Below are 25067 nucleotides of genomic sequence, written 5' to 3'. Positions count from 1 at the left end.
CCCGAACTCAGCAGTGAAACGATGCATCGCCGATGGTAGTGTGGGGTTTCCCCATGTGAGAGTAGGTCATCGTCAAGATTAAATTCCGAAACCCCTATCTGCGTATGCAGGTAGGGGTTTTGTTTTTGCTCGCAGAAAAATCCTCCTGGTTCGTTTTCTATGCAACGGGTCAAGGCGTGGCTATTATGCGTGCCTCATTGTGAGGCGAGACTTGCATGCTGACGTTGTTAAAGCTTCTTAAGGATGGTCGATTTCATTCGGGGCAGGCCCTGGGCGCTGCTTTGGGTGTCAGTCGTAGTGCCGTATGGAAACAGCTTCAGCTGCTAGAAGCTGAGCTGGGGCTGTCCATCCATAAGGTGCGAGGGCGGGGCTATCAATTGGCTGCGCCGTTGACGCTGCTTGATCCGGTCGCAATAGCGGAGCAGGCGCCTTCCTGTGATTGGCCTATCCTGGTTTTTGATTCTATCGACTCTACGAATGCTGAAGCGCTGCGTGCCATCGAGCGAGGTCAGGCGGCGCCGTTCCTTGTTTTGGCGGAGCGGCAGACTTCCGGTCGTGGGCGCCGTGGGCGCAAGTGGGCCAGTCCGTTTGCGGAGAATATCTATTACAGCCTGGTGCTGCGTATCGACGGTGGTATGCGGCAGTTGGAGGGTTTGAGCCTTGTCGTTGGGCTTGCGGTCATGCAAACCTTGCGTGCGATGGGTATTGCGACAGCGGGTTTGAAATGGCCCAACGATGTGCTGGTCGGTGAGAAAAAGATCGCCGGGATTTTGCTCGAGTTGGTGGGTGATCCTGCAGACGTATGTCACGTGGTGTTGGGTGTTGGCGTTAACGTGAACATGCAGATGACCGATGAGGTCGATCAGCAGTGGACATCCATGCGGCTTGAGTCAGGGCGTGCATTTGATCGCAATCACTTGGTCGCTCAATTGGGGCAAGTGCTTCAAGACTATTTGCGTCGGCATCAAATGGGCGGATTTCCCGCTATCCAGGCCGAGTGGGAGGAGCATCATCTGTGGCAGGGGCGAGCGGTATCGTTGATTGCCGGCGTCAACCGGATAGAGGGTGAGGTGCTGGGTATTGATAGTCAGGGTGCTCTGCGCTTGAGGGTGGGTGGTGTGGAAAAAGTCTTTAGTGGCGGTGAGCTCAGTTTGAGGTTGCGCGATGATTCTTGAGCTCGACTGCGGAAACAGTTTCATCAAGTGGCGAGTGCTTGCGACTGATGCATCCCGGGCTATTGGAGAGGGGGTTGTCGACACCAACCTTGCGCTTCTGGAAAGTCTGAGTGTGCTCACGGGGCTCGATCTCAAGTTTTGTCGGTTGGTCAGTGTCAGAACTGAAGAAGAGACTGCCGCGTTGGTTTCCCTGTTGACGGCGTCCTTTGGCGTTGAGGTGGTCTGTGCGAAGCCTGCTCGCGAAATGTCGGGTGTTCGCAATGGCTATGAGGAATTCGAACGCCTTGGGCTTGATCGCTGGCTAGCGATGCTTGGTGGATACCACCTGGCGTCGGGCGCATGTCTCGTGCTTGATTTCGGCACCGCCGTCACTGCGGACTTTGTTGCGGGTGATGGGGGGCATCTTGGCGGTTTCATCTGTCCGGGAATGCCGTTAATGCGTAACCAGTTGCGTACCCATACTCGCAAGATTCGCTACGGGGATCTGGCTGCCGAGCGCGCCCTGGAAAGTTTTGCGCCGGGGCGCACGACCGTGGAAGCGGTCGAGCGCGGCTGCTCCTTGATGCTGCGGGGTTTTGTTCTGACGCAATTGGAGCTCGCGCGAAGCTACTGGGGTGAAGAGTTCTCCGTGTTCCTGACTGGGGGGGACGCAGAATTGGTTGCCGGGATTGTGCCTGAAGCCAAGGTGATTCCTGACTTGGTGTTCGTGGGTTTGGCTATGGCATGCCCTTTGTCCTGAGGTTCCTATGCGTTGGTTGTTCCTGCTGCTGCTCGTTCTCAATGTGTTCTATTACGTTTGGCATCAACAAGAGGCTCCCCTGCGAGCGAAGGATGTCACGCCTTTGAGTCTGTATCGGGGGAGCCAGCAGGATATTCGCCTGTTGAGTGAGGCGACTGATGCGTCCCGCGATAAAGGAAAGCCTGCGTTGACAGACGGTGATTGCTTGTATCTGGGCGGTTTCGTGCGTCAGGAGGTGCTTCAGGCGGCTGAGCGGCGCTTGAAAGGCATGGAGATCAAGTATCAGCCTCTCCCCAGGGATGTCCCTGATTTCGCTGGCTATTGGGTGCGAGTGGCCCCCGAAAGCCGGCGCTGGCTTGACGATGTACAGTTGCAAAACCTTTCCAGAGAATTCAATGACTTAAAACATAAAATAATGCCTTGCGAGGGGGTTGCGCCAGCGGAATAGTTTGCATAGAATGGCGCCCGCTTCGCAGTGAAGACCTTTGAAAGGGCTGCAGTGCAAAGCGATGTCAACGCAGCTAACCTCAGGTTTTTTATGAGAAAATGCTTGACAGAAGGCTGGCATGATATAGAATGCCGGCTCGCTTAGGAGGGGTTCCCGAGCGGCCAAAGGGATCAGACTGTAAATCTGACGTCTACGACTTCGAAGGTTCGAATCCTTCCCCCTCCACCATTTTAGCGAGAGCTGCAAGCTCCGCGGGTATAGTTTAGTGGTAGAACCTCAGCCTTCCAAGCTGATGATGCGGGTTCGATTCCCGCTACCCGCTCCAAGTTTGCAGATTTTGCATAGTGTTACGCTCTTGTAGCTCAGTTGGTAGAGCACACCCTTGGTAAGGGTGAGGTCAGCGGTTCAAATCCGCTCAAGAGCTCCATATGACAAGGCAGATATGAGAATATCTGCCTTTGTTTTAATGGCTTGCTTGGTTTGGTTGGCTCCTGGTCTGTTGGTGGGTTTGCAGCGGGTTAGGGGTGATCGTAGTAGGTTTCGTGCCGCCATTGCTGATGCTTGCGGCGCTGGGGCTGAAGTCGTCGAGTAAGTTGTTGTAATGTCTTTTTCGGGCCTGCATAATGGTCGGCCTGATTTTGTTTTAGGTCAGTAGCTCAATTGGCAGAGCGACGGTCTCCAAAACCGTAGGTTGGGGGTTCGATTCCCTCCTGACCTGCCAGATTCACTTGGTGTGTCTGGCTTTCTTTTCACAGGATCTTCATAGATGACTCCTAAAGCTGAAGCTCAAGGCTCTCGCTTCGATCTGCTCAAGTGGCTAGTAGTAGTCGCTTTGGTGGTTGTTGGCGTTGTTGGTAATCAGTATTACTCTGCTTCGCCGATCCTGTACCGCGTACTAGCGTTGCTTGTCATTGCTGCTGTAGCTGCCTTTGTAGGCCTGCAGACCGTCAAGGGCAAGTCTTTCTTCGTACTGGTTAAGGAAGCGCGCACCGAGATTCGTAAAGTCGTATGGCCAACTCGCCAGGAAACCACGCAGACCACGCTCATTGTCGTGGCTGTGGTGCTGGTTATGGCGCTGCTGTTGTGGGGTCTTGATTCCCTGCTCGGTTGGCTTGTCTCCTTGATTGTCGGCTAAGGGTGTCCCGTGGCTAAGCGTTGGTATGTTGTGCATGCTTACTCCGGTTACGAGAAGCATGTCATGCGCTCGTTGATAGAGCGCGTAAAGCTGGCTGGCATGGAAGATGGCTTCGGCGAAATTCTGGTTCCCACTGAAGAAGTGGTTGAAATGCGTAATGGCCAGAAGCGCAAAAGCGAGCGTAAGTTCTTCCCAGGTTATGTGCTGGTTCAGATGGATATGAACGAGGGTACTTGGCACCTGGTCAAGGATACTCCTCGCGTCATGGGCTTCATTGGCGGTACCGCTGATAAGCCTGCGCCGATCACTGATAAAGAAGCCGATGCGATTCTGCGTCGTGTCGCTGACGGTAGTGACAAGCCGAAGCCGAAGACGTTGTTCGAGCCGGGCGAGTCCGTACGCGTCAATGACGGACCGTTTGCCGACTTTACCGGCACGGTTGAAGAGGTTAACTACGAGAAGAGCCGGATCCAGGTGGCGGTGCTCATTTTCGGTCGCTCTACTCCGGTAGAGTTGGAGTTCAGCCAGGTCGAAAAGGTCTAGCTGAGCAAGCATCCCAACCCCACAGCCCCAGGCTGTGGGGTTTTGTCGTCACTGGGATAAACGCGCAAGTAACCGGGGAGCCTTTCGAGGCGTTCGAACCCGTAATTGGAGTGCCTCATGGCCAAGAAGATTACCGCTTACATCAAGCTGCAAGTGAAGGCCGCTCAGGCTAACCCAAGCCCACCTGTTGGTCCTGCTCTGGGTCAGCACGGCGTGAACATCATGGAATTCTGCAAGGCCTTCAACGCCCGTACTCAGGGTCTTGAGCCAGGTCTGCCGACTCCAGTGATCATCACTGTCTACAGCGACCGTAGCTTCACTTTCGAAACCAAATCCACCCCTGCTTCGGTTCTGCTGAAGAAGGCGGCCGGTCTGACCAGCGGTTCCGCTCGTCCGAACACCGTTAAGGTTGGCACTGTGACTCGTGCTCAGCTGGAAGAAATCGCGAAAACCAAAAACGCGGATCTGACTGCAGCTGATATGGATGCAGCCGTGCGTACTATCGCCGGTTCTGCTCGTAGCATGGGCCTTAACGTGGAGGGTGTGTAATGGCTAAGCTGACCAAGCGTCAAAAGGCTATCGCCGGCAAGATCGAAGCAGGCAAGGCCTACAACTTTGTAGACGCCGCTGCACTGCTGGCCGAGCTGTCGACTGTCAAGTTCAGCGAGTCGTTCGACGTAGCTGTAAACCTGGGCGTTGACCCGCGTAAATCCGACCAGGTCGTTCGTAGCGCTACCGTGCTGCCACACGGCACTGGCAAGACCGTTCGCGTTGCTGTGTTCACCCAGGGTCCAGCTGCTGAGGCCGCTCTGGCTGCCGGCGCTGACCGTGTAGGTATGGACGAGCTGGCTGCCGAAATGAAAGGCGGCGACCTGAACTATGACGTGGTTATCGCATCCCCGGATGCAATGCGCGTTGTGGGTCAGTTGGGTCAGATCCTCGGTCCACGTGGCCTGATGCCTAACCCTAAAGTCGGCACCGTTACTCCAGACGTAGCTACCGCGGTCAAGAACGCCAAGGCTGGTCAGGTTCGTTATCGCACCGACAAAAACGGCATCATCCACACTTCCGTTGGCAAGATCGGTTTCGATGCCGTCAAGCTGAAGGAAAACGTTGAAGCCCTGATCGCTGATCTGAAGCGTATCAAGCCTGCTTCTTCGAAAGGCATTTACGTCAAGCGCGTTACCCTGAGCACCACCATGGGCCCAGGTCTGGTTATCGACCAAAGCTCGCTCGACGCGTAAGACACAGATTGGCGCAAGCGATTGCGCCAATTGAAAAATTGGGGTCCCTGCCTGGCGGGGGCTATCCAAGACCGTAGGCGACGCAAGTCTTAAACCACAAGCCTACGCAGATGGTGCTCCCGGTTCCTTACCGAATCAGACACCAAAACGACATCCGGCTTCGGTCGGATGAAACGGTAACAAGCAGGAGTTAAACCCGTGGCAATTAAACTCGAAGACAAGAAGGCCATCGTCGCTGAAGTCAACGAGGCTGCCAAAGTCGCTCTGTCCGCTGTCGTGGCTGATGCCCGTGGCGTAACAGTAGGCGCAATGACCGGACTCCGTAAAGAGGCCCGTGAAGCTGGCGTATACGTGCGTGTCGTACGTAACACCCTGCTCAAGCGCGCTGTTGAAGGCACTGAATTCAGTGTTCTCAACGAAGCGTTCACTGGCCCTACCCTGATTGCATTCTCCAAGGAACATCCAGGCGCCGCTGCCCGGATTTTCAAAGAGTTCGCCAAGGGTCAGGACAAGTTCGAGATCAAGGCAGCTGCGTTTGATGGCAAGTTCCTTGCCGCTAACCAGATCGACGTGTTGGCTACCTTGCCAACTCGCGACGAAGCTATCGCAAAACTGATGAGCGTGATCCAAGGCGCTACCAGCAAGCTGGCTCGTACTCTGGCAGCCGTTCGCGACCAGAAAGAAGCTGCTGCAGCCTAAGGCTCAGTCGAATCTTTCCAAATCATATGTTTAATTTGATGGCTGCGTAGGCTGTCACCCCAATACAGGATTCAAGTCATGTCTCTGACTAACGAACAAATCATCGAAGCAATCGGCCAGAAAACCGTTCTGGAAGTTGTTGAGCTGATCAAAGCAATGGAAGAAACCTTCGGCGTGACCGCTGCTGTTGCTGCTGCTGGTCCAGCTGCTGCTGCCGCTGTTGTTGAAGAGCAAACCGAGTTCAACGTTGTTCTGCTCGAAGCTGGCGAAAAGAAAGTAAACGTGATCAAGGCAGTTCGTGAACTGACTGGTCTGGGCCTGAAAGAAGCCAAAGAGAAAGTCGACGGCGCTCCTCAGGTTGTAGCTGAAGGCGTTTCGAAAGAAGCCGCTGAAGACGCTAAGAAGAAGCTGGAAGAAGCAGGCGCTAAAGTCGAGCTGAAGTAAGCATCGACTTTGCTCCTCCAGCCCGAGCGTTAAGCGAAAGGCTGATGGCTGGTGGCTCTTGCCACCGGCCTTTTTCCGTTATTGGCAGCCGACTGGGTTGGCGCTGATAACGAGCTGTAACCACCCGATATGGTGGCGCAAACCATGGGGTTTGCACGATTTTCTGGCTGCTCCCGTCGGGAGGGGCCAAACAAGCAGGTGACCAAGCTGGGGAACGCTGATGGCTTACTCATATACTGAGAAAAAACGTATCCGCAAGGACTTTAGCAAGTTGCCGGACGTCATGGATGTGCCGTACCTCCTGGCCATCCAGCTGGATTCGTATCGTGAATTCTTGCAAGCGGGAGCGACTAAAGATCAGTTCCGCGACGTGGGCCTGCATGCGGCCTTCAAATCCGTTTTCCCGATCATCAGCTACTCCGGCAATGCTGCCCTGGAGTACGTGGGTTATCGCCTGGGCGAACCGGCATTTGATGTCAAAGAATGCGTATTGCGCGGTGTGACTTACGCCGTACCTTTGCGGGTAAAAGTGCGCCTGATCATTTTCGACAAAGAATCGTCGAACAAAGCGATCAAGGACATCAAAGAGCAAGAAGTCTACATGGGTGAAATCCCCCTGATGACTGAAAACGGTACCTTCGTAATCAACGGTACCGAGCGTGTAATCGTTTCCCAGCTGCACCGTTCCCCTGGCGTGTTCTTTGACCACGACCGTGGCAAGACGCACAGCTCCGGCAAGCTGCTGTACTCGGCGCGTATCATTCCTTACCGCGGTTCGTGGCTGGACTTCGAGTTCGACCCGAAAGACTGCGTATTCGTGCGTATCGACCGTCGTCGCAAACTGCCTGCGTCGGTATTGCTGCGCGCGCTTGGCTATACCACCGAGGAAGTGCTGGACGCGTTCTACACCACCAACGTATTCCACGTGAAGGGCGAGAACCTGAGCCTGGAACTGGTGCCTCAGCGCCTGCGTGGTGAAATTGCGGTCCTGGACATCCAGGATGACAAAGGCAAGGTTATTGTCGAGCAGGGTCGCCGTATTACCGCTCGCCACATCAACCAGCTGGAAAAGGCCGGGATCAAAGAGCTGGAAGTGCCTCTGGACTACGTCCTGGGTCGCACCACCGCCAAGGTCATCGTGCATCCGGCAACCGGCGAAATCCTGGCAGAGTGCAATACCGAGCTGAACACCGAAATCCTGGCCAAGATCGCCAAGGCCGGTGTTGTTCGTATCGAGACTCTGTATACCAACGACATCGACTGCGGTCCGTTCATCTCCGACACGCTGAAGATCGATTCCACCGCCAACCAACTGGAAGCGCTGGTCGAGATCTATCGCATGATGCGTCCAGGCGAGCCGCCAACCAAAGACGCTGCCGAGACCCTGTTCAACAACCTGTTCTTCAGTCCTGAGCGCTATGACCTGTCTGCGGTCGGCCGGATGAAGTTCAACCGTCGTATCGGTCGCACCGAAATCGAAGGTTCGGGTGTGCTGTGCAAGGAAGACATCGTCGCGGTTCTGAAGACCCTGGTCGACATCCGTAACGGTAAAGGCATCGTCGATGACATCGACCACCTGGGTAACCGTCGTGTTCGCTGCGTAGGCGAAATGGCCGAGAACCAGTTCCGCGTTGGCCTGGTGCGTGTTGAGCGCGCGGTCAAAGAGCGTCTGTCGATGGCTGAAAGCGAAGGCCTGATGCCGCAAGACCTGATCAACGCCAAGCCAGTGGCTGCGGCGGTGAAAGAGTTCTTCGGTTCCAGCCAGCTGTCCCAGTTCATGGACCAGAACAACCCGCTGTCCGAGATCACCCACAAGCGTCGTGTTTCTGCGCTCGGCCCTGGTGGTTTGACCCGTGAGCGTGCTGGCTTTGAGGTTCGTGACGTACACCCGACTCACTACGGTCGTGTGTGCCCGATCGAAACGCCGGAAGGTCCGAACATCGGTCTGATCAACTCCCTGGCCGCCTATGCGCGCACCAACCAGTACGGCTTCCTCGAGAGCCCGTACCGTGTGGTGAAAGACGCTCTGGTCACTGACGAGATCGTATTCCTGTCCGCCATTGAAGAAGCTGATCACGTGATCGCACAGGCTTCCGCCACGATGAGCGACAAGAAAGTCCTGATCGATGAGCTGGTAGCTGTTCGTCACCTGAACGAGTTCACTGTCAAGGCGCCAGAAGACGTCACCTTGATGGACGTGTCGCCGAAGCAGGTAGTGTCGGTTGCAGCGTCGCTGATCCCGTTCCTCGAGCACGACGACGCCAACCGTGCGTTGATGGGTTCGAACATGCAGCGTCAAGCTGTACCAACCCTGCGTGCTGACAAGCCGCTGGTCGGTACCGGCATGGAGCGTAACGTAGCCCGTGACTCCGGCGTTTGCGTCGTGGCTCGTCGTGGCGGCGTTATCGATTCCGTCGACGCCAGCCGTATCGTGGTCCGTGTTGCAGATGACGAAGTCGAGACCGGTGAAGCCGGTGTCGATATCTACAACCTGACCAAGTACACCCGCTCCAACCAGAACACCTGCATCAACCAGCGTCCGCTGGTGCGTAAGGGTGATCGGGTACAGCGTAGCGACATCATGGCCGACGGTCCGTCCACCGATATGGGTGAACTGGCGCTGGGTCAGAACATGCGCATCGCGTTCATGGCATGGAACGGCTTCAACTTCGAAGACTCCATCTGCCTGTCCGAGCGTGTGGTTCAGGAAGACCGCTTCACCACGATCCACATTCAGGAACTGACCTGTGTGGCCCGTGACACCAAGCTTGGCCCAGAGGAAATCACTGCAGACATCCCGAACGTGGGTGAGGCTGCACTGAACAAGCTGGACGAAGCCGGTATCGTTTACGTCGGCGCCGAAGTCGGCCCAGGCGACATTCTGGTTGGTAAGGTCACTCCGAAAGGCGAGACCCAGCTGACGCCGGAAGAAAAACTGCTGCGTGCGATCTTCGGTGAGAAGGCCAGCGACGTCAAAGACACCTCCCTGCGTGTACCAACCGGTACGAAGGGTACTGTCATCGACGTTCAGGTGTTCACCCGTGATGGCGTTGAGCGTGACAGTCGTGCCCTGTCGATCGAGAAGAGCCAGCTCGACGAGATCCGCAAGGACCTCAACGAAGAGTTCCGTATCGTCGAAGGTGCAACTTTCGAACGTCTGCGTTCCGCTCTGGTCGGCCACAAAGCCGAAGGTGGCGCCGGTCTGAAGAAAGGCCAGGACATCACTGACGAAGTCCTCGACGGTCTCGAACATGGCCAGTGGTTCAAACTGCGCATGGCCGAAGACGCTCTGAACGAGCAGCTCGAGAAGGCTCAGGCCTACATCGTTGATCGCCGCCGTCTGCTGGACGACAAGTTCGAAGACAAGAAGCGCAAACTGCAGCAGGGCGATGACCTGGCTCCAGGCGTGCTGAAAATCGTCAAGGTCTACCTGGCAATCCGTCGTCGCATCCAGCCGGGCGACAAGATGGCCGGTCGTCACGGTAACAAGGGTGTGGTCTCCGTGATCATGCCGGTTGAAGACATGCCGCACGATGCCAACGGCACGCCGGTCGATGTTGTCCTCAACCCACTGGGCGTACCTTCGCGTATGAACGTTGGTCAGATCCTTGAAACCCACCTGGGCCTTGCGGCCAAAGGTCTGGGCGAGAAGATCAACCGCATGGTTGAAGAACAGCGTAAGGTTGCTGAACTGCGCACCTTCCTGGATGAGATCTACAACCAGATCGGCGGCCGTAACGAAGCGCTGGACACGTTCTCTGACCAGGAAATCCTGGATCTGGCTCAAAACCTGCGCAACGGCGTTCCAATGGCCACTCCGGTATTCGACGGTGCCAAGGAAGTTGAAATCAAGGCCATGCTGAAACTGGCAGACCTGCCAGAGAGCGGCCAGATGCAACTGACTGACGGCCGTACCGGCAACAAGTTCGAGCGCCCGGTTACCGTTGGCTACATGTACATGCTGAAGCTGAACCACTTGGTAGACGACAAGATGCACGCTCGTTCTACCGGTTCGTACAGCCTGGTTACCCAGCAGCCGCTGGGTGGTAAGGCGCAGTTCGGTGGTCAGCGTTTCGGGGAGATGGAGGTCTGGGCACTGGAAGCATACGGTGCTGCTTACACTCTGCAAGAAATGCTCACAGTGAAGTCGGACGATGTGAACGGTCGGACCAAGATGTACAAAAACATCGTGGACGGCGATCACCGTATGGAGCCGGGCATGCCCGAGTCCTTCAACGTGTTGATCAAGGAAATTCGTTCCCTCGGCATCGATATCGATCTGGAAACCGAATAACACGTGACGCGAATCGAGAGCGGGGCAGGATTGCCCGCTCTCTGCTCCGCCAGGAGGAAAGGCCTTGAAAGACCTACTGAATTTGCTGAAAAACCAGGGTCAAGTCGAAGAGTTCGACGCCATCCGTATCGGATTGGCCTCGCCTGAGATGATCCGTTCGTGGTCGTTCGGTGAAGTTAAAAAGCCGGAAACCATCAACTACCGTACGTTCAAACCTGAACGTGACGGCCTGTTCTGCGCCAAGATCTTTGGCCCGGTAAAGGATTACGAGTGCCTGTGCGGTAAGTACAAGCGCTTGAAACACCGTGGCGTGATCTGCGAGAAGTGCGGTGTTGAAGTCGCACTGGCCAAAGTTCGTCGTGAGCGCATGGCGCACATCGAACTGGCTTCGCCTGTTGCCCACATCTGGTTCCTGAAATCGCTGCCGTCGCGTATCGGCTTGCTGATGGACATGACCCTGCGTGATATCGAGCGTGTTCTCTACTTCGAGAGCTATGTCGTTATCGATCCAGGCATGACCACCCTTGAAAAAGGTCAGCTGCTCAACGACGAGCAGTACTTCGAAGCGCTGGAAGAGTTCGGCGACGATTTCGATGCCCGCATGGGTGCCGAAGCTGTCCGCGAACTGCTGCACGCTATCGATCTGGAGCACGAGATTGGCCGTCTGCGCGAAGAAATTCCGCAAACCAACTCCGAAACCAAAATCAAGAAGCTGTCCAAGCGTCTGAAGTTGATGGAAGCCTTCCAGGGTTCCGGCAACCTGCCAGAGTGGATGGTGCTGACCGTTCTGCCGGTTCTGCCGCCAGATCTGCGTCCACTGGTCCCGCTGGATGGCGGTCGCTTCGCGACTTCCGACCTCAACGATCTGTATCGTCGAGTGATCAACCGTAACAACCGCTTGAAGCGTCTGCTCGATCTGTCCGCTCCGGACATCATTGTGCGCAACGAAAAGCGCATGTTGCAGGAAGCCGTCGATGCACTGCTCGACAACGGTCGTCGTGGTCGCGCCATTACCGGTTCGAACAAGCGTCCTCTGAAGTCCCTGGCTGACATGATCAAGGGTAAACAGGGTCGTTTCCGTCAGAACTTGCTCGGTAAGCGTGTTGACTACTCCGGTCGTTCGGTAATTACCGTAGGTCCGACCCTGCGTCTGCACCAGTGCGGTCTGCCGAAGAAAATGGCTCTCGAGCTGTTCAAGCCGTTCATTTTCGGCAAGCTGGAAATGCGTGGTCTCGCAACCACCATCAAGGCTGCGAAGAAGATGGTCGAGCGCGAACTGCCGGAAGTGTGGGACGTTCTCGCTGAAGTGATTCGCGAACACCCGGTTCTGCTCAACCGTGCACCGACCCTTCACCGTCTGGGTATCCAGGCGTTTGAACCAGTACTGATCGAAGGTAAGGCTATCCAGCTGCACCCTCTGGTCTGTGCTGCGTACAACGCCGACTTCGACGGCGACCAAATGGCCGTGCACGTACCGCTGACACTGGAAGCCCAGTTGGAAGCGCGTGCGTTGATGATGTCGACCAACAACATTCTGTCGCCAGCCAACGGTGAGCCAATCATCGTTCCGTCGCAGGACGTTGTATTGGGTCTGTACTACATGACTCGTGAAGCGATCAACGCCAAGGGCGAAGGTCGTGTGTTCGCGGATCTGCAGGAAGTTGACCGTGTGTTCCGTGCCGGCGAAGCCGCACTGCACGCGAAGGTCAAAGTGCGGATCAGTGAAACCGTCAACGATCGTGACGGCGGCAGCGTGACCAACACCCGCATCGTCGACACCACTGTCGGCCGTGCGCTGTTGTTCCAGGTTGTGCCAAAAGGTCTGTCCTTCGACGTCGTCAACCTGCCGATGAAGAAAAAGGCGATCTCCAAGCTGATCAACCAGTGCTACCGCGTGGTGGGTCTGAAAGAGACCGTAATCTTCGCTGACCAGTTGATGTACACCGGTTTTGCCTACTCGACCATCTCCGGCGTTTCCATCGGCGTTAACGACTTCGTTATCCCGGATGAAAAAGCCCGCATCATCGGTACGGCTACCGACGAAGTGAAAGAGATCGAAAGTCAGTACGCCTCCGGCCTGGTAACCCAGGGCGAGAAGTACAACAAGGTCATCGACCTCTGGTCCAAGGCGAACGACGAAGTTTCCAAGGCGATGATGGCCAACCTCTCGAAAGAGAAAGTCATCGACCGTCATGGTGTCGAAGTCGACCAGGAGTCCTTCAACTCGATGTACATGATGGCCGACTCGGGCGCACGGGGTTCTGCTGCGCAGATCCGTCAGCTCGCCGGTATGCGTGGCCTGATGGCCAAGCCGGACGGCTCCATCATTGAAACGCCGATTACTGCGAACTTCCGTGAAGGTTTGAGCGTACTTCAGTACTTCATCTCCACTCACGGTGCTCGTAAAGGTCTGGCGGATACCGCGTTGAAAACTGCGAACTCCGGTTACCTGACTCGTCGTCTGGTAGACGTGGCGCAGGATCTGGTTGTGACCGAGATCGATTGCGGCACCGAACATGGCCTGCTGATGACTCCGCACATTGAAGGCGGTGACGTTGTTGAGCCGTTGGGTGAGCGTGTATTGGGTCGTGTCATTGCCCGTGACGTATTCAAGCCGGGTACCGAGGACGTCATCGTTCCTGCCGGCACCCTGGTAGACGAGAAGTGGGTCGAGTTCATCGAGCTGAACAGCATCGACGAAGTGATCGTGCGTTCGCCGATCAGTTGCGAAACCCGCTATGGCATTTGCGCCAAGTGCTACGGCCGCGATCTGGCTCGTGGTCACCAGGTGAACATCGGTGAGTCGGTCGGCGTTATCGCTGCCCAGTCCATCGGTGAGCCGGGTACCCAGCTGACGATGCGTACGTTCCACATCGGTGGTGCGGCAAGCCGGACCTCCGCAGCCGACAGCGTTCAGGTGAAGAATGGCGGTACCGTCCGTCTGCACAACCTGAAGCACGTTGAGCGAGTAGATGGTCACCTGGTCGCCGTGTCCCGTTCCGGTGAGCTGGCAATCGCTGACGACTTCGGTCGTGAGCGCGAGCGTTACAAGCTGCCGTACGGTGCCGTGATTTCGGTTAAAGAGGGTGACAAGGTCGACGCTGGCGCTATCGTGGCCAAGTGGGATCCGCACACTCACCCGATCGTTACCGAAATGAAAGGTACCGTGACCTACGTGGGCATGGAAGAAGGCATCACGATCAAGCGTCAGACAGACGAATTGACCGGTATGACCAACATTGAAGTACTCGATCCGAAAGATCGTCCAGCTGCTGGCAAGGACATCCGTCCTGCTGTGAAGATGGTCGACGACAACGGCAAGGATCTGTTGCTGCCAGGCACTGACGTTATCGCTCAGTACTTCCTGCCAGCCAACGCCCTGGTCGGTGTGGCGGACGGTGCGAAGATTGCGATCGGTGATGTTATCGCTCGTATTCCGCAAGAGACTTCCAAGACCCGTGACATCACCGGTGGTCTGCCGCGTGTTGCCGACCTGTTTGAAGCTCGTCGTCCGAAAGAAGCGTCGATTCTGGCTGAAGTCAGCGGCACCATCGCGTTCGGTAAGGAAACCAAGGGCAAGCGTCGTCTGGTTATCACTCCGAACGACGGTAGCGATCCGTATGAAGAGCTGATTCCGAAGTGGCGTCACCTGAACGTGTTCGAAGGCGAACAGGTCAACCGCGGCGAAGTTATCTCCGACGGTCCGAGCGATCCACACGACATCCTGCGTCTGCTGGGTGTGAGTGCGCTGGCCAAGTACATCGTGAACGAGATCCAGGACGTTTATCGTCTGCAAGGCGTGAAGATCAACGATAAGCACATCGAGACCATCCTGCGTCAGATGCTGCGTAAAGTTGAGATCTCCGAGTCCGGCGATTCCAGCTTCATCAAGGGCGACCAGATGGAACTGACTCACGTACTGGTAGAGAACGAGCGTCTGGCTACGGAAGACAAGTTTGTCGCCAAGTTCACCCGCGTTCTGCTGGGTATCACCAAGGCGTCGCTGTCGACCGAATCGTTCATCTCGGCGGCTTCCTTCCAGGAAACCACCCGTGTACTGACCGAGGCGGCGGTAACCGGCAAGCGCGATTACCTGCGCGGCCTGAAAGAAAACGTGGTCGTGGGTCGTTTGATCCCGGCAGGTACCGGCCTGGCTTATCACAGCGAGCGCAAGCGTCGCCGTGATGCAGACAAGCCGCTGCGCGTAAGCGCCAGTGAAGTGGAAGCTGCACTGACCGAAGCGCTGAACTCGAGCGGTAACTGAGTTCTGCGATAAATGAGCGTAGGGCCCTGGTCATTCCGTTCATCGAATCGCGACAATTTGTCGAGGTTGGATGAGCGGGGAGGTCGGGGCCTTGCCTTGACTGGGGACAAGATCCTCTTTAGACTCTTGTACCCCTAAATTTGGCGGGAATACGTTCCTGCCATTTTGCTTTTCTTGCAAGACAATAGCGTCGCAAGACAACAGTGGAGCTAGTAGATGGCAACTATCAACCAGCTGGTACGTCAGCCGCGTAAGCGTATCGTCGAGAAATCCGACGTGCCTGCGCTGCAGAACTGCCCGCAACGTCGTGGCGTGTGCACCCGTGTGTACACCACTACGCCGAAAAAACCTAACTCGGCACTGCGTAAAGTATGCCGTGTGCGTCTGACCAACGGTTTCGAGGTTTCCTCGTACATCGGCGGTGAAGGCCACAACCTGCAAGAGCACAGCGTGGTACTGATCCGCGGCGGTCGTGTAAAAGACTTGCCAGGTGTTCGTTACCACACCGTTCGCGGTTCGTTGGATACTTCCGGTGTTAAAGGTCGTAACCAGGGTCGTTCGAAGTACGGTACCAAGCGTCCGAAGTAATCGGCTGCTTTGCAGTTTTCTAATTTATTGAGTCGATAAGAGTAAGGTCGGGCACGCATCTCTCGAGATCTGTTCCGAACTAACCTGAAGACCGTTTGAGGGCTTATCAATGCCAAGACGTCGCGTAGCAGCAAAGCGTGAGATTCTGGACGATCCGAAATACGGAAGCCAAATCCTCGCCAAATTCATGAACCACGTTATGGAAAGCGGCAAGAAAGCCGTTGCCGAGCGTATCGTTTATGGTGCCCTGGAAACCGTTGCAGCTCGTAAGGCTGGCTCCGATCCCCTGGAACTCTTCGAAAAAGCACTCGACGCCATCGCTCCGCTGGTCGAAGTGAAGTCGCGCCGCGTTGGTGGTGCTACTTACCAGGTTCCTGTCGAAGTTCGTCCTTCGCGTCGTAACGCTCTGGCAATGCGCTGGTTGGTAGACTTCGCCCGCAAGCGCGGCGAGAAGTCCATGGCTCTGCGTTTGGCTGGCGAACTGCTGGATGCTGCTGAAGGTAAAGGTGCTGCAGTTAAGAAGCGTGAAGACGTGCACCGTATGGCTGAAGCTAACAAGGCTTTCTCGCACTACCGCTTCTAATTTTAGCGTCACTAATTTTGCGAGGGCTTTATGGCTCGTACTACACCGATTAATCGCTACCGTAACATTGGTATCGTTGCTCACGTGGATGCTGGTAAAACCACCACCACCGAGCGCGTCCTTTTTTACACCGGCAAAAGCCACAAAATGGGCGAGGTGCATGACGGCGCCGCGACCACGGACTGGATGGTGCAGGAGCAGGAGCGTGGTATTACCATTACTTCTGCTGCTATTACCGCCTTCTGGCAAGGTTCTGCGAAGCAGCACAAAGACCAATACCGCTTCAACGTCATTGACACCCCGGGCCACGTTGACTTCACCATTGAAGTTGAGCGTTCCCTGCGTGTACTCGACGGCGCGGTCGTTGTGTTCTGTGGTACTTCGGGTGTTGAGCCTCAGTCCGAAACCGTATGGCGTCAAGCCAACAAGTACGGCGTTCCACGTATCGTTTACGTGAACAAGATGGACCGTGCCGGCGCTAACTTCCTGCGCGTGATCGCGCAGATCAAGCAGCGTCTGGGTCACACTCCAGTGCCAATCCAGTTGGCTATCGGTTCCGAAGACAACTTCCAGGGTCAAATCGATCTGATGACCATGGAAGCCGTTTACTGGAACGATGCTGACAAAGGCATGACCCCTCGTCGCGAAGCGATCCCTGCCGAGTTGCAGGAGCTGGCTGAAGAGTGGCGCAACAACATGGTCGAGGCTGCGGCCGAAGCCAGCGAAGAGCTGATGAACAAGTACCTCGAGGGCGAAGAGCTCACCATCGAGGAAATCAAGGCCGCTCTGCGTCAGCGTACTATCGCTGGTGAGATCGTTCTGGCTGTTTGCGGTTCTTCCTTCAAGAACAAGGGTGTTCCCCTGGTTCTCGACGCCGTTATCGACTACCTGCCGGCTCCGACCGACATTCCTGCCATCAAGGGTACTGACCCGGATGACGAGGAAGTTCAAATGGAGCGTCACGCAGACGACGACGAGCCGTTCTCGGCTCTGGCGTTCAAGATCGCTACCGACCCATTCGTGGGTACCTTGACCTTCGTTCGTGTTTACTCGGGCGTGTTGGCCTCCGGCGACGGCGTGATCAACTCGGTCAAAGGCAAGAAAGAGCGTGTGGGTCGTATGGTGCAAATGCACGCAAACGCCCGTGAAGAGATCAAGGAAGTGCGCGCTGGTGACATCGCGGCCCTGATCGGCATGAAGGACGTCACCACTGGTGAAACCTTGTGCAACGCTGACAAGCCAATCATCCTGGTTCGCATGGACTTCCCGGAGCCGGTTATCTCGGTTGCCGTAGAGCCTAAGACCAAGGACGATCAGGAAAAAATGGGTATCGCTCTGGGCAAGCTTGCTCAGGAAGACCCGTCTTTCCGCGTCAAGACTGATGAAGAGACCGGTCAAACGATCATCTCTGGTATGGGTGAGTTGCACCTGGACATCCTGGTTGACCGGATGCGCCGTGAGTTCAACGTTGAAGCCAACATCGGTAAGCCTCAAGTTTCGTACCGTGAGCGCATCACGAAGAACTGCGAAATTGAAGGCAAGTTCGTTCGTCAATCCGGCGGTCGTGGCCAGTTCGGTCATTGCTGGATTCGTTTTGCACCTGCTGACGAAGGTCAGGAAGGTCTGCAATTCTTGAACGAAGTAGTGGGTGGTGTGGTTCCTAAGGAATACATCCCGGCTATCCAGAAGGGTATCGAAGAGCAGATGAAGAACGGCGTAGTTGCCGGTTATCCGCTGATCGGCCTGAAGGCTACCGTGTTTGATGGTTCCTACCACGACGTCGACTCGAACGAGATGGCGTTTAAGGTGGCTGCTTCCATGGCGACCAAGCAACTGGCCCAGAAAGGTGGCGGTGAGTTGCTTGAGCCGATCATGGCGGTAGAGGTTGTTACGCCTGAAGACTATATGGGTGACGTGATGGGCGACCTTAACCGTCGTCGCGGCATGATCCTGGGTATGGAAGATACGGTTTCCGGTAAAGTGATTCGCGCCGAGGTTCCGTTGGGTGAGATGTTCGGTTACGCAACCGACGTTCGTTCCATGTCCCAAGGTCGCGCAAGCTACTCTATGGAATTCAAAAAATACAATACGGCTCCGTCGCACATCGTCGAAACCGTTACCAAAAAACAAGGCTGATTCAGCCCCCTTTAGGCTAGGAGTTAATTGTCGTGGCTAAAGAAAAATTTGATCGTTCCCTTCCGCACGTCAACGTTGGCACCATTGGTCACGTTGACCACGGTAAAACCACTCTGACCGCAGCTCTGACTCGCGTCTGCTCCGAAGTTTTCGGTTCGGCCGTAGTTGAATTCGACAAGATCGACAGCGCGCCAGAAGAAAAAGCTCGTGGTATCACCATCAACACCGCGCACGTCGAGTACAACTCGAAGATTCGTCACTACGCTCACGTTGACTGCCCAGGTCACGCTGACTACGTGAAGAACATGATCACCGGTGCTGCCCAGATGGACGGCGCGATCCTGGTTTGCTCGGCCGCTGATGGTCCGATGCCACAAACCCGTGAGCACATCCTGCTGTCCCGTCAGGTAGGCGTTCCGTACATCGTGGTTTTCCTGAACAAGGCTGACCTGGTAGACGACGCTGAGCTGCTGGAGCTGGTTGAGATGGAAGTGCGCGACCTGCTGAGCACTTACGACTTCCCAGGTGATGACACTCCAATCATCATCGGTTCCGCTCGTATGGCGCTGGAAGGCAAAGACGACAACGAAATGGGCACTACCGCTGTCAAGAAGCTGGTAGAAACTCTGGACAGCTACATCCCAGAGCCAGAGCGTGCTATCGACAAGCCATTCCTGATGCCAATCGAAGACGTATTCTCGATCTCCGGTCGCGGTACTGTTGTGACTGGTCGTATCGAGCGCGGTATCGTTCGCGTTCAAGATGCGCTGGAAATCGTTGGTCTGCGTGACACCACCACCACCACCTGCACCGGTGTTGAGATGTTCCGCAAGCTGCTCGACGAAGGTCGTGCTGGCGAGAACTGCGGCGTTCTGCTGCGTGGCACCAAGCGTGACGACGTTGAGCGTGGTCAGGTTCTGGTTAAGCCGGGTTCGGTTAAGCCGCACACCAAGTTCACCGCAGAAGTTTACGTTCTGAGCAAGGAAGAAGGCGGTCGTCACACTCCGTTCTTCAAAGGCTACCGTCCACAGTTCTACTTCCGTACTACTGACGTGACTGGTAACTGCGAGCTGCCAGAAGGCGTTGAAATGGTAATGCCAGGCGATAACATTCAAATGACTGTTACCCTGATCAAAACCATCGCGATGGAAGACGGTCTGCGTTTCGCTATCCGTGAAGGCGGTCGTACCGTCGGCGCTGGCGTCGTAGCCAAAATCATCGAGTAATCTCTTTATCGAGATCGCTTCGATGCTTTGAGAAAGCCCCCGCTTAGCGGGGGCTTTTTTATTGGGTTGACACCTATCTGGGGCGTCTATAGAATTGCGCCTCCTTTTAACGGGCGTATTGCGCCCGGTGGGAATAGCAGCCGGAGTCTGAAATCCAATGCAAAATCAGCAAATCCGTATCAGGTTGAAGGCTTTCGACCATCGCCTGATCGACCAATCAACCCAGGAAATCGTGGAAACCGCGAAACGTACTGGTGCTCAAGTGCGTGGTCCTATTCCACTGCCTACCCGTAAAGAGCGGTTCACCGTTCTGGTCTCCCCGCACGTCAACAAAGACGCGCGTGACCAGTACGAGATCCGTACTCATAAGCGTGTTCTGGACATCGTCCAGCCAACGGATAAAACCGTTGATGCTCTTATGAAGCTTGATCTTGCGGCCGGTGTGGAAGTGCAGATCAGCCTCGGCTAAGACTCTGTCTTAGTCGTGTAACGCTCTGAAATGGGCGGCCATAGCGGGTGAAAGCCCCGTACACTCATGAGGTTTACAACATGACTATTGGTGTAGTCGGTCGTAAATGCGGTATGACCCGTATTTTCACCGAAGAAGGTGTCTCCATTCCGGTCACGGTCATTGAGATCGAGCCGAATCGCGTCACCCAGTTCAAAACTGAAGAAACCGATGGCTATCGTGCAGTGCAAGTCACTGTCGGCGAGCGTCGCGCTTCGCGTGTAACAGCAGCTCAGGCTGGCCACTTCGCCAAGGCGAACGTTGCCGCTGGTCGTACCGTTCTGGAGTTCCGTCTTGAAGAAGGCGAGTACCAGGCCGGCGATCTGATCAAAGCTGAAATCTTCGCCGCTGGTCAACTGGTTGATGTAACCGGTCAGTCCAAGGGTAAAGGCTTCCAGGGTACGATCAAGCGTTGGAACTTCCGCGGGCAAGATAACACCCACGGTAACTCCGTATCCCACCGCGTTCCAGGCTCTATCGGCCAGTGCCAGACTCCTGGTCGTGTATTCAAGGGCAAAAAAATGTCCGGTCATATGGGCGCTGAGCGCGTGACCGTGCAGTCCCTCGAAGTAGTGCGCGTGGACGCTGAACGCAATCTGTTGTTGGTCAAGGGCGCTGTTCCTGGCGCTACTGGCGGCAACGTGGTTGTACGTCCAGCAGCCAAGGCTCGCGGTTAAGGGGAAGCTGACATGCAATTAAATGTAAATGACGCTCAAGCGATCGAAGTTTCCGAACTGACATTTGGCGGCGAATTCAACGAGACGCTGGTTCACCAAGCAGTCGTGGCCTACATGGCTGGCGGCCGTCAGGGTAGCAAGCAGCAAAAGACCCGTTCCGACGTTTCCGGTGGCGGCAAGCGCCCATGGCGTCAGAAAGGTACTGGCCGTGCTCGTGCCGGTACTATCCGTAGCCCAATCTGGCGTGGCGGCGGTACCACTTTCGCAGCTCGTCCTCAGGATCACTCTCAGAAGCTGAACAAGAAGATGTATCGCGCAGCAATGCGTTCCATCCTTGCTGAGCTGGTGCGTACTGATCGTCTGGTTGTGGTTCAGGATTTCGCTGTTGAAACCCCGAAAACCAAAGACCTGCTGGGCAAACTGAACAACATGAGCCTGACCGACGTTCTGATCGTGTCGGACGCTGTTGATCAGAACCTGTACCTGGCTGCTCGTAACCTGCCACACGTTGATGTACGTGACGTGCAAGGTTCCGATCCAGTTAGTCTGATCGCATACGACAAGGTGTTGATCACCGTGTCGGCCGTGAAGAAATTCGAGGAGCTGCTGGGATGAACCAGGAACGCGTATTTAAAGTTCTGCTTGGCCCGCACGTTTCCGAGAAGGCTACGGTTCTGGCAGACAAGAAAGGCCAGTTCGTTTTCAAGGTTGCTACTGACGCAACCAAGCTGGAAATCAAGAAGGCCGTCGAAAGCCTGTTCAGCGTGAAAGTAGAGCGTGTTACTACCCTGAATGTTCTGGGTAAGAGCAAGCGCACTGCTCGCGGTCTGGGCAAGCGTAATGACTGGAAGAAGGCAGTTATCTCCCTTCAGCCAGGCCAAGATCTCGATTTCAGCAGCAGTGCTGAGTAAGGAAGGGGTGCATCATGGCAATCGTTAAATGCAAACCGACTTCCCCTGGCCGCCGTTTTGTGGTCAAGGTGGTCAACCAGGAGCTGCATAAAGGCGCTCCTCACGCACCGCTGCTCGAGAAAAAGTCGAAGTCTGGTGGTCGTAACAACAATGGCCGTATTACCACTCGTCACGTTGGTGGTGGTCATAAGCAGCACTATCGTTTGGTTGACTTCCGTCGCAACGACAAAGATGGCATCGCTGCCACTGTCGAGCGTATCGAATACGATCCAAACCGTACTGCTCACATCGCTCTGCTGCTGTACGCAGATGGCGAGCGTCGCTACATCATCGCCCCTAAAGGCGTGAGCGCTGGCGACCAGCTGATCGCAGGTGCTCTGGCACCGATCAAGCCGGGCAACGCTCTGCAACTGCGCAACATTCCAGTTGGTAGCACCGTACACGGCATCGAATTGAAGCCAGGTAAAGGCGCTCAGATCGCTCGTTCCGCTGGTGCTTCGGCTCAGCTGATCGCTCGTGAAGGTGTCTACGTGACCCTGCGTCTGCGTTCTGGTGAGATGCGTAAAGTGCTGGCTGAATGCCGTGCGACCCTGGGTGAAGTCTCGAACTCCGAGCACAGCCTGCGTTCGCTGGGTAAAGCTGGTGCCAAACGCTGGCGTGGCGTTCGCCCAACCGTTCGTGGTGTTGCCATGAACCCGGTTGACCACCCACATGGTGGTGGTGAAGGTCGTACCTCTGGTGGTCGTCATCCGGTATCGCCATGGGGCTTCCCGACTAAGGGCGCGAAGACTCGTGGTAATAAGCGTACCGACAAAATGATCGTCCGTCGTCGCAAGTAAATAGAGGGATACGACAGTGCCACGTTCTCTGAAAAAAGGTCCTTTTATCGATCTTCACCTACTGAAGAAGATCGAAGTGGCGGCGGAAAAGAATGATCGCAAACCGGTGAAAACCTGGTCGCGTCGTTCGATGATCCTGCCACAAATGGTCGGTTTGACCATCGCAGTACACAACGGTCGTCAGCACGTCCCAGTTCTCGTGAACGAAGACATGGTCGGCCACAAACTGGGCGAGTTCGCCGGTACCCGTAACTATCGCGGGCACGTGGCTGACAAGAAAGCCAAGCGTTAAGGGGTTAGGAAATGGAAGTAGCCGCTAAGTTGTCGGGCGCTCGAATCTCCGCCCAGAAAGCCCGCTTGGTCGCCGACCAGATCCGCGGGAAGAAGGTGGGCGAAGCGCTCAACCTGTTGGCTTTCAGCAGTAAGAAAGCCGCCGAGATCATGAAAAAAGTGCTGGAGTCGGCCGTAGCCAACGCCGAGCATAACGAAGGCGCAGACGTTGATGACCTGAAGGTCAGCACCGTTTTCGTCAACGAAGGGCGTTCGCTGAAGCGCATCATGCCACGTGCCAAAGGCCGTGCTGATCGCATCGTCAAGCGGTCTTGCCATATCACTGTCAAGGTTGCTGACAAGTAACGGAGTCGAAGAGATGGGTCAGAAAGTACATCCCATTGGCATTCGCCTGGGAATCGTCAAGGAGCACACCTCCGTCTGGTACGCAGACGGTCGGACTTATGCGGACTATTTGCTCGCAGATCTGAATGTGCGTGAGTATCTCCAAGACAAACTAAAAAGCGCGTCCGTAAGCCGTATCGATATCCATCGTCCGGCTCAAACTGCACGCATCACCATCCACACCGCTCGTCCAGGTATCGTTATCGGGAAGAAAGGTGAAGATGTTGAGAAGCTGCGTCAGGACCTGACCAAGCAAATGGGTGTGCCTGTGCACATCAATATCGAAGAGATCCGCAAGCCGGAGCTCGACGGTATGCTGGTTGCGCAGAGCGTAGCTCAGCAGCTGGAGCGTCGCGTCATGTTCCGTCGCGCTATGAAGCGCGCAGTACAGAACGCCATGCGCATTGGTGCCAAAGGCATCAAAATCCAAGTGAGCGGTCGTCTCGGCGGTGCTGAAATCGCACGTACTGAATGGTATCGCGAAGGTCGTGTGCCACTGCACACCCTGCGTGCCGACATCGACTATGCCAACTACGAAGCTCACACCACTTACGGTGTGATCGGTGTAAAGGTTTGGATCTTCAAAGGCGAAGTAATTGGTGGTCGCCAAGAAGAACTGAAACCACAAGCACCAGCGCCTCGTAAAAAAGCTGCTAAGTAAGGGGTACGCCAAATGTTGCAACCAAAGCGTACGAAGTTCCGCAAGCAGATGACCGGCCACAACCGTGGTCTGGCACTGCGCGGTAGCAAAGTCAGCTTCGGCGAGTTCGCGCTGAAGTCTGTTGCTCGTGGTCGTCTCACCGCTCGTCAGATCGAGTCAGCGCGTCGTGCTCTGACCCGTCACGTAAAACGTGGCGGCAAGATCTGGATCCGTGTATTCCCGGACAAGCCTATTTCCAAGAAGCCACTCGAAGTTCGGATGGGTAAAGGTAAGGGTAACGTCGAATACTGGGTTGCCCAGATTCAGCCAGGCAAAGTCCTGTATGAAATCGAGGGTGTTTCTGAAGAGCTGGCGCGTGAGGCTTTCGCCCTGGCTGCTGCAAAGCTGCCGCTCGCCACCTCCTTTGTTAAACGGACGGTGATGTGATGAAAGCGAATGAACTTCGTGAAAAATCCGCACAGCAGCTGAACGAGCAACTGCTCGGCTTGCTGCGCGACCAGTTCAATCTGCGCATGCAGAAAGCAACTGGCCAGTTGGGGCAGTCTCATCTGCTCTCGCAAGTTAAGCGTGACATCGCTCGCGTGAAGACTGTGCTCAACCAGCAGGCAGGTAAGTGATCATGGCTGAAGCCGAAAAGACTGTCCGTACGCTGACTGGCCGTGTTGTCAGCGACAAGATGGACAAAACCATCACCGTTCTGATCGAGCGTCGCGTCAAGCACCCGATCTACGGTAAATACGTTAAGCGTTCGACTAAGCTGCACGCGCACGACGAAACCAATCAGTGCCACATCGGCGACAAAGTCACTATTCGTGAAACTCGTCCTTTGGCCAAGACCAAGTCTTGGGCGCTGGTTGATGTTCTCGAACGCGCTGTGGAAGTCTAAGGACTAGGGGTCGGAGAAATTATATGATTCAGACTCAATCCATGCTCGATGTGGCCGATAACAGCGGCGCTCGCCGTGTTATGTGCATCAAGGTGCTGGGTGGCTCCCATCGTCGTTACGCTGGTATCGGTGACATCATCAAGGTTACCGTCAAGGAAGCAATTCCTCGCGGTAAAGTGAAAAAAGGCCAAGTGATGACTGCTGTTGTAGTCCGCACTCGTCACGGCGTACGTCGTGCCGATGGCTCCATTATCCGCTTTGATGGCAACGCTGCTGTTCTGTTGAACAACAAGCAAGAGCCGATCGGCACCCGTATCTTTGGGCCAGTGACCCGTGAACTTCGTACTGAGAAGTTCATGAAGATCGTCTCGCTCGCCCCAGAAGTGCTGTAA

The 25067-nt window shown here is 55.5% G+C and carries 27 protein-coding genes and 4 tRNA genes; all 31 read left to right on the top strand.

The window, feature by feature from the left end; genetic code table 11:
• Positions 1–215: 215 nt before the first annotated feature.
• Positions 216–1175: a bifunctional biotin--[acetyl-CoA-carboxylase] ligase/biotin operon repressor BirA gene (gene birA, locus IB249_RS28130; RefSeq protein ID WP_192309373.1), complete on the top strand. Its 960-nt coding sequence runs from the start codon at positions 216–218 to the stop codon at positions 1173–1175.
• Positions 1165–1914, top strand: a complete 750-nt coding sequence (locus IB249_RS28125; RefSeq protein WP_192309371.1) for a pantothenate kinase — start codon at positions 1165–1167, stop codon at positions 1912–1914. The genes birA and IB249_RS28125 overlap by 11 nt, the downstream gene beginning before the upstream one ends.
• A gap of 7 nt (positions 1915–1921) precedes the next feature.
• Positions 1922–2362, top strand: a complete 441-nt coding sequence (locus IB249_RS28120) for a hypothetical protein (protein WP_192309369.1) — start codon at positions 1922–1924, stop codon at positions 2360–2362.
• A 143-nt stretch (positions 2363–2505) separates the two neighbouring features.
• A tRNA-Tyr gene (locus IB249_RS28115) sits at positions 2506–2590 on the top strand.
• Between the two features lie 23 nt (positions 2591–2613).
• Positions 2614–2687: transfer RNA gene (locus IB249_RS28110), tRNA-Gly, on the top strand.
• Positions 2688–2713: 26 nt separating this feature from the next.
• Positions 2714–2789 (top strand) — tRNA-Thr (locus tag IB249_RS28105).
• 218 nt (positions 2790–3007) lie between these two features.
• A tRNA-Trp gene (locus tag IB249_RS28100) sits at positions 3008–3083 on the top strand.
• A gap of 45 nt (positions 3084–3128) precedes the next feature.
• Positions 3129–3497 (top strand): preprotein translocase subunit SecE, encoded by a 369-nt coding sequence (gene secE / locus IB249_RS28095; RefSeq protein WP_007896620.1) that lies wholly within the window; start codon positions 3129–3131, stop codon positions 3495–3497.
• Positions 3498–3506: 9 nt separating this feature from the next.
• Positions 3507–4040 carry a transcription termination/antitermination protein NusG gene (gene nusG, locus IB249_RS28090; protein ID WP_192309367.1) on the top strand — a complete coding sequence of 178 codons (534 nt, stop codon included), beginning with the start codon at positions 3507–3509 and terminating at the stop codon, positions 4038–4040.
• A gap of 117 nt (positions 4041–4157) precedes the next feature.
• Positions 4158–4589 carry a 50S ribosomal protein L11 gene (gene rplK / locus IB249_RS28085; protein ID WP_003176435.1) on the top strand — a complete coding sequence of 144 codons (432 nt, stop codon included), beginning with the start codon at positions 4158–4160 and terminating at the stop codon, positions 4587–4589.
• On the top strand, positions 4589–5284 hold the full coding sequence (gene rplA, locus IB249_RS28080; RefSeq protein WP_192309365.1) for a 50S ribosomal protein L1: 696 nt from the start codon (positions 4589–4591) through the stop codon (positions 5282–5284). Before rplK ends, rplA begins: the two co-directional genes overlap by 1 nt.
• Positions 5285–5482: 198 nt before the next feature.
• Positions 5483–5983: a 50S ribosomal protein L10 gene (gene rplJ / locus IB249_RS28075; protein ID WP_192309363.1), complete on the top strand. Its 501-nt coding sequence runs from the start codon at positions 5483–5485 to the stop codon at positions 5981–5983.
• 78 nt (positions 5984–6061) lie between these two features.
• Positions 6062–6427 (top strand): 50S ribosomal protein L7/L12, encoded by a 366-nt coding sequence (gene rplL, locus IB249_RS28070; protein ID WP_033703494.1) that lies wholly within the window; start codon positions 6062–6064, stop codon positions 6425–6427.
• 220 nt (positions 6428–6647) lie between these two features.
• The gene (gene rpoB, locus IB249_RS28065; RefSeq protein WP_192309361.1) at positions 6648–10721 is read left to right on the top strand and encodes a DNA-directed RNA polymerase subunit beta; all 4074 of its coding nucleotides are present in this window, start codon (positions 6648–6650) and stop codon (positions 10719–10721) included.
• A 64-nt stretch (positions 10722–10785) separates the two neighbouring features.
• Positions 10786–14985 carry a DNA-directed RNA polymerase subunit beta' gene (rpoC, locus tag IB249_RS28060; protein ID WP_192309359.1) on the top strand — a complete coding sequence of 1400 codons (4200 nt, stop codon included), beginning with the start codon at positions 10786–10788 and terminating at the stop codon, positions 14983–14985.
• A gap of 216 nt (positions 14986–15201) precedes the next feature.
• Positions 15202–15573 carry a 30S ribosomal protein S12 gene (gene rpsL / locus IB249_RS28055; protein ID WP_003186084.1) on the top strand — a complete coding sequence of 124 codons (372 nt, stop codon included), beginning with the start codon at positions 15202–15204 and terminating at the stop codon, positions 15571–15573.
• A 109-nt stretch (positions 15574–15682) separates the two neighbouring features.
• Positions 15683–16156 (top strand): 30S ribosomal protein S7, encoded by a 474-nt coding sequence (rpsG, locus tag IB249_RS28050; RefSeq protein ID WP_192309357.1) that lies wholly within the window; start codon positions 15683–15685, stop codon positions 16154–16156.
• Positions 16157–16186: 30 nt separating this feature from the next.
• Positions 16187–18292, top strand: a complete 2106-nt coding sequence (gene fusA, locus IB249_RS28045; protein ID WP_192309355.1) for an elongation factor G — start codon at positions 16187–16189, stop codon at positions 18290–18292.
• A gap of 32 nt (positions 18293–18324) precedes the next feature.
• Positions 18325–19518 carry an elongation factor Tu gene (gene tuf, locus IB249_RS28040; protein WP_192309353.1) on the top strand — a complete coding sequence of 398 codons (1194 nt, stop codon included), beginning with the start codon at positions 18325–18327 and terminating at the stop codon, positions 19516–19518.
• A 157-nt stretch (positions 19519–19675) separates the two neighbouring features.
• The gene (rpsJ, locus tag IB249_RS28035) at positions 19676–19987 is read left to right on the top strand and encodes a 30S ribosomal protein S10 (RefSeq protein ID WP_003186070.1); all 312 of its coding nucleotides are present in this window, start codon (positions 19676–19678) and stop codon (positions 19985–19987) included.
• Between the two features lie 80 nt (positions 19988–20067).
• Positions 20068–20703 carry a 50S ribosomal protein L3 gene (gene rplC, locus IB249_RS28030; RefSeq protein WP_024778327.1) on the top strand — a complete coding sequence of 212 codons (636 nt, stop codon included), beginning with the start codon at positions 20068–20070 and terminating at the stop codon, positions 20701–20703.
• A gap of 12 nt (positions 20704–20715) precedes the next feature.
• Positions 20716–21318 (top strand): 50S ribosomal protein L4, encoded by a 603-nt coding sequence (gene rplD / locus IB249_RS28025; RefSeq protein WP_007924200.1) that lies wholly within the window; start codon positions 20716–20718, stop codon positions 21316–21318.
• On the top strand, positions 21315–21614 hold the full coding sequence (gene rplW, locus IB249_RS28020; RefSeq protein WP_002555488.1) for a 50S ribosomal protein L23: 300 nt from the start codon (positions 21315–21317) through the stop codon (positions 21612–21614). The genes rplD and rplW overlap by 4 nt, the downstream gene beginning before the upstream one ends.
• Positions 21615–21628: 14 nt before the next feature.
• The gene (gene rplB, locus IB249_RS28015) at positions 21629–22453 is read left to right on the top strand and encodes a 50S ribosomal protein L2 (RefSeq protein WP_007924198.1); all 825 of its coding nucleotides are present in this window, start codon (positions 21629–21631) and stop codon (positions 22451–22453) included.
• Positions 22454–22469: 16 nt separating this feature from the next.
• A complete protein-coding gene (rpsS, locus tag IB249_RS28010) occupies positions 22470–22745 on the top strand; it encodes a 30S ribosomal protein S19 (RefSeq protein WP_085585806.1) in 276 nt (91 codons plus the stop codon).
• Positions 22746–22756: 11 nt separating this feature from the next.
• Positions 22757–23089, top strand: coding sequence for a 50S ribosomal protein L22 (gene rplV / locus IB249_RS28005; RefSeq protein ID WP_003103908.1), 333 nt, complete (start codon positions 22757–22759; stop codon positions 23087–23089).
• A 13-nt stretch (positions 23090–23102) separates the two neighbouring features.
• Positions 23103–23789, top strand: coding sequence for a 30S ribosomal protein S3 (gene rpsC, locus IB249_RS28000; RefSeq protein ID WP_007970424.1), 687 nt, complete (start codon positions 23103–23105; stop codon positions 23787–23789).
• Between the two features lie 12 nt (positions 23790–23801).
• The gene (gene rplP, locus IB249_RS27995; RefSeq protein ID WP_003228729.1) at positions 23802–24215 is read left to right on the top strand and encodes a 50S ribosomal protein L16; all 414 of its coding nucleotides are present in this window, start codon (positions 23802–23804) and stop codon (positions 24213–24215) included.
• Positions 24215–24406 (top strand): 50S ribosomal protein L29, encoded by a 192-nt coding sequence (rpmC, locus tag IB249_RS27990; protein ID WP_002555481.1) that lies wholly within the window; start codon positions 24215–24217, stop codon positions 24404–24406. Before rplP ends, rpmC begins: the two co-directional genes overlap by 1 nt.
• A 2-nt stretch (positions 24407–24408) precedes the next feature.
• The gene (gene rpsQ / locus IB249_RS27985; RefSeq protein WP_003176419.1) at positions 24409–24675 is read left to right on the top strand and encodes a 30S ribosomal protein S17; all 267 of its coding nucleotides are present in this window, start codon (positions 24409–24411) and stop codon (positions 24673–24675) included.
• Between the two features lie 23 nt (positions 24676–24698).
• Positions 24699–25067 (top strand): 50S ribosomal protein L14, encoded by a 369-nt coding sequence (rplN, locus tag IB249_RS27980; protein ID WP_002555479.1) that lies wholly within the window; start codon positions 24699–24701, stop codon positions 25065–25067.

This window comes from Pseudomonas sp. PDM04 (assembly GCF_014851765.1).
Lineage (GTDB): Bacteria > Pseudomonadota > Gammaproteobacteria > Pseudomonadales > Pseudomonadaceae > Aquipseudomonas.
This window is presented reverse-complemented; position numbering and strand designations above follow the sequence as displayed.

Bases quoted from the DNA above. Each gene is read 5' to 3' on its own strand.
- rplV (WP_003103908.1), top strand. From the start codon at position 22,757: ATGGAAGTAGCCGCTAAGTTGTCGGGCGCTCGAATCTCCGCCCAGAAA.
- rplL (WP_033703494.1), top strand. From the start codon at position 6,062: ATGTCTCTGACTAACGAACAAATCATCGAAGCAATCGGCCAGAAAACC.
- fusA (WP_192309355.1), top strand. From the start codon at position 16,187: ATGGCTCGTACTACACCGATTAATCGCTACCGTAACATTGGTATCGTT.
- rplC (WP_024778327.1), top strand. From the start codon at position 20,068: ATGACTATTGGTGTAGTCGGTCGTAAATGCGGTATGACCCGTATTTTC.
- rplA (WP_192309365.1), top strand. From the start codon at position 4,589: ATGGCTAAGCTGACCAAGCGTCAAAAGGCTATCGCCGGCAAGATCGAA.
- rplP (WP_003228729.1), top strand. From the start codon at position 23,802: ATGTTGCAACCAAAGCGTACGAAGTTCCGCAAGCAGATGACCGGCCAC.
- rpmC (WP_002555481.1), top strand. From the start codon at position 24,215: ATGAAAGCGAATGAACTTCGTGAAAAATCCGCACAGCAGCTGAACGAG.
- rpsL (WP_003186084.1), top strand. From the start codon at position 15,202: ATGGCAACTATCAACCAGCTGGTACGTCAGCCGCGTAAGCGTATCGTC.
- secE (WP_007896620.1), top strand. From the start codon at position 3,129: ATGACTCCTAAAGCTGAAGCTCAAGGCTCTCGCTTCGATCTGCTCAAG.
- rpsQ (WP_003176419.1), top strand. From the start codon at position 24,409: ATGGCTGAAGCCGAAAAGACTGTCCGTACGCTGACTGGCCGTGTTGTC.
- IB249_RS28125 (WP_192309371.1), top strand. From the start codon at position 1,165: ATGATTCTTGAGCTCGACTGCGGAAACAGTTTCATCAAGTGGCGAGTG.
- IB249_RS28120 (WP_192309369.1), top strand. From the start codon at position 1,922: ATGCGTTGGTTGTTCCTGCTGCTGCTCGTTCTCAATGTGTTCTATTAC.
- rplB (WP_007924198.1), top strand. From the start codon at position 21,629: ATGGCAATCGTTAAATGCAAACCGACTTCCCCTGGCCGCCGTTTTGTG.
- rplK (WP_003176435.1), top strand. From the start codon at position 4,158: ATGGCCAAGAAGATTACCGCTTACATCAAGCTGCAAGTGAAGGCCGCT.
- rpsJ (WP_003186070.1), top strand. From the start codon at position 19,676: ATGCAAAATCAGCAAATCCGTATCAGGTTGAAGGCTTTCGACCATCGC.
- rplN (WP_002555479.1), top strand. From the start codon at position 24,699: ATGATTCAGACTCAATCCATGCTCGATGTGGCCGATAACAGCGGCGCT.
- birA (WP_192309373.1), top strand. From the start codon at position 216: ATGCTGACGTTGTTAAAGCTTCTTAAGGATGGTCGATTTCATTCGGGG.
- rplD (WP_007924200.1), top strand. From the start codon at position 20,716: ATGCAATTAAATGTAAATGACGCTCAAGCGATCGAAGTTTCCGAACTG.
- rplW (WP_002555488.1), top strand. From the start codon at position 21,315: ATGAACCAGGAACGCGTATTTAAAGTTCTGCTTGGCCCGCACGTTTCC.
- rpsG (WP_192309357.1), top strand. From the start codon at position 15,683: ATGCCAAGACGTCGCGTAGCAGCAAAGCGTGAGATTCTGGACGATCCG.
- rpoB (WP_192309361.1), top strand. From the start codon at position 6,648: ATGGCTTACTCATATACTGAGAAAAAACGTATCCGCAAGGACTTTAGC.
- rpsC (WP_007970424.1), top strand. From the start codon at position 23,103: ATGGGTCAGAAAGTACATCCCATTGGCATTCGCCTGGGAATCGTCAAG.